This window comes from Corynebacterium sp. HMSC036E10 (genome assembly GCF_001836265.1).
Classification (GTDB): domain Bacteria; phylum Actinomycetota; class Actinomycetes; order Mycobacteriales; family Mycobacteriaceae; genus Corynebacterium; species Corynebacterium coyleae.
Window position 1 is genome coordinate 1732 of sequence record NZ_KV827983.1, and the last position, 2554, is coordinate 4285.

1 protein-coding gene and 2 pseudogenes are annotated in these 2554 nt (G+C 57.9%); 1 reads left to right on the plus strand and 2 read right to left on the minus strand.

The genetic code is table 11. The annotated features are described in order from the left end of the window. Positions 1-77 precede the first annotated feature (77 nt). Positions 78-1428 (minus strand): annotated as a pseudogene (locus tag HMPREF2736_RS07760) (IS256 family transposase). Between the two features lie 127 nt (positions 1429-1555). Here HMPREF2736_RS07760 and HMPREF2736_RS07765 point away from each other — a divergent pair. Then, positions 1556-2219, plus strand: a pseudogene (locus HMPREF2736_RS07765) (IS256 family transposase); the annotation flags it as partial. Between the two features lie 141 nt (positions 2220-2360). Here HMPREF2736_RS07765 and HMPREF2736_RS12400 read toward each other — a convergent pair. Beyond that, positions 2361-2554 (minus strand): hypothetical protein (locus HMPREF2736_RS12400; RefSeq protein WP_168156423.1); only part of this gene is annotated, 194 nt, incomplete at its 5' end.

Sequence of the window (2554 nt, forward strand, 5' to 3'; positions counted from 1 at the left end):
TTTCGGTGAGATGTGGTAGTTGAGTCGAAAGGTTACTGGCGGGAGAGTGTCCGATTCTTTGTGTGCGGGGACTTGGTTTACAAGTAGTCCGCGAACCGGTCAGGGTACGCCACGGCTAGTTGGTTAATGGCTTGTTTCCACCCGGTGGCTTTCGCTCCTTCAATATAGCCGTTGCATTCGATGTCGTGCTTTGCTTTCTTCGCTCGCTGGGCAGCGCGCTTGTCTTCGATGTTGCAGATCATCAACCACAGTGTTTTCAACGCCGCAGTATCGTTCGGGAATTGCCCGCGGTTACGGGTAGCTTTACGCAGTTCAGCGTTGAGCGATTCGATCGAATTCGTGGTGTAGAGCACCCGCCTCGCTGCTGGCGGGAACTGCAGAAACGGCACGAACCTGTCCCAGGCATCGCGCCAGACTTTGACCGATTGCGGGTATTTACGGCCCAGTTCACTGGCCTCGAAGGCATCAAGGCTGGCGCGGGCGGTGTCTTCGTTGGCGGCTGTATAGACCTCACGTAGCGCACGGGAGACACCTTTGCGGTCCTGATACGACACCCACCTGTTGGCCGCCCGGATCAGGTGCACGATGCAGGTCTGCACCATGGAATTCGGCCAGGTTGCTTCTACTGCTTCCGGCAGGCCTTTGAGCCCGTCGCAGCAGACGATGAACACGTCTTGGACGCCACGGTTGGCAAGGTCAGCGCAGACTGATGCCCAGAATGCGGCGCCTTCATTGTCAGCGATCCACAATCCCAGGATGTGTTTGATGCCGTCCATATCCACACCGACGGCCATGTAGCAGGCCTTATTCACCACCCGGTGGGCACCTGCGGATTTTTACTCGTAGCGCGTCGAGGAAGATCACTGGGTAGAACTCGTCGAGCTGGCGGTTTTGCCAGGTCATGACCTCATCTAACACCGCGTCGGTGATCGTGCTGATCGTATCCGGGCTCATATCCACCCCCAGGGCGGTGGCGAGATGGTGCTGGATATCACGCACGTTCATCCCGCCGGCGTACAGCGAGATAATCATGTCGTCGAGCTCTGTGAGCCGACGGGAGCCTTTGGGCACCATTGTTGGAGCAAACGTGCCGGCACGATCCCTCGGCATGGTCACTTCCAACGCGCCGTAGCCAGAATCAACGGTTGTGGTGTACGACCCGTTGCGGTGATTGTTCGCCTGTGCGGTTTCCACCCGGGCCTTCGCCTTACGATCGGCATGGCCGTAGCCCAAATGCGCATCCATCTCTGCCTTAAGACCGGCGTTGATCGATGCCTGCAGCAGGCCTTTGACCAGCTCGCTGGCATCATCAGCGGAAGCCGACAGCTCGCTGATCAAGCTGGCCAGCTCAGGATTTTCCATCAGCTTCTCGCTGATCTCGTTGAACCTCGCCGGGTCATGGCCTTTCTTCGGTGACACCGTAGTCATTATCGGTGAAACTCCCTCTCAATCAGAGCCTCACACACAAACTTCCTGACACCCTCACTGGCGGTGGCCGCCCCTGTATTTCCCAGGGCCCACCATCAGCAAGCGCTACACCACACTAAGGGACGTAACCGTCCATGCGCAGCGCGTCATCCGCCGCTACACCACCTCACGGCCACGAACCGACGCCGGCAAAGCCATCTACGCACTCGCGTTGAAGCTGACCCGTATCACCACACTCGACCAAGCACGGGAGTGGACGCTGCGTCTGCACGACTTCGGGCAGGTATTCAAAACATTCCTCAACGAAAAAACGCCCGTGCCAAAAGAACGCCGCACACTCAATAACCAGTGGGAATGGACCCATCTACGAGTGCGCAAAGCCTACAACTCACTGCTGTATCTATCGCGCAACAACTGGCTGTTTACCTACCTGCAGCCACCACCGAATGCGCTTGAGCCAAAACGCTGGGCGTCAACGACAAACAGTCTGGAAGGCGGCATCAACGCCGGACTCAAACGCATCGCCGACGGGCATCGCGGCAGGTCCGGGGAACGCCAACGGAAAATGCTCGAGTGGCACCTCCACACCAAAAAAGCAACTGCCTGACGATCCGTTAGACATCGCCAGGCAGTGCAATTTTGGTCAAGATCAACTCGCCAAAGTCAACGATCTTGCCGAAGAAGACCACAACAAAGCCGACCAAGAAACAGGACGACCAGCCTTCTACGACAACGCTATCCCAACCGAGTACGAACACTCGATAGGAATCAGAAAAGGCCTCATGAAGTAACAAACAGTGTGTCCGCCCCGCGACACGCCGAGCGGACACACTTTTTGCTACTTAACCCGCGATTTGCGTCTTTGCTTAACGACGAAGCGCCGCCCCACCCCTTCCGGAGCCAGGCGGCGCTACATGCGATCTTTTCGCGCGCTACTTCTTGCCGAAGCTTGCGATCGGGCCGAGGACTCGGTCGATCGGGAATGCCAGCAGCAGCGACAGAACACTGAGCACTGCGACTACGCCCGCGATGATGACGCTAATCGGCGCGTTGCTCGAGCCCTTGGAGTCATCCTGGCCCTCGACCGGCCCCTCCGGCTTGGTTTCCGGCTTGGTTTCCGGCTTGG